The sequence below is a fragment of the Alteromonas hispanica genome (genome assembly GCF_010500915.1).
In the GTDB taxonomy this organism is placed as follows: domain Bacteria; phylum Pseudomonadota; class Gammaproteobacteria; order Enterobacterales; family Alteromonadaceae; genus Alteromonas; species Alteromonas hispanica.
In genome coordinates this window covers 1-556 of the sequence record NZ_JAAAWP010000029.1, presented here as the reverse complement: position 1 = coordinate 556, position 556 = coordinate 1, and the positions used below count along the sequence as shown (strand labels likewise).

The 556-nt window shown below is 54.7% G+C and carries 1 rRNA gene; it reads right to left on the bottom strand.

The features are described 5' to 3' along the window. Window positions 1-556, bottom strand: a 23S ribosomal RNA gene (locus GTW09_RS17420); the annotation flags it as partial.

The window sequence follows — 556 nt, the reverse complement described above, 5'->3', positions numbered from 1 at the left end:
TGGGCCGGCTTCCCGCTTAGATGCTTTCAGCGGTTATCCGTTCCGAACGTAGCTACCGGGCAATGCCATTGGCATGACAACCCGAACACCAGCGGTTCGTCCACTCCGGTCCTCTCGTACTAGGAGCAGCTCCCATCAATCATCCAACGCCCACACCAGATAGGGACCGAACTGTCTCACGACGTTCTAAACCCAGCTCGCGTACCACTTTAAATGGCGAACAGCCATACCCTTGGGACCGACTTCAGCCCCAGGATGTGATGAGCCGACATCGAGGTGCCAAACACCGCCGTCGATATGAACTCTTGGGCGGTATCAGCCTGTTATCCCCGGAGTACCTTTTATCCGTTGAGCGATGGCCCTTCCATACAGAACCACCGGATCACTATGACCTACTTTCGTACCTGCTCGACGTGTCTGTCTCGCAGTTAAGCTAGCTTATGCCATTGCACTAACCTCACGATGTCCGACCGTGATTAGCTAACCTTCGTGCTCCTCCGTTACTATTTGGGAGGAGACCGCCCCAGTCAAACTACCCACCAGACACTGTCCACAA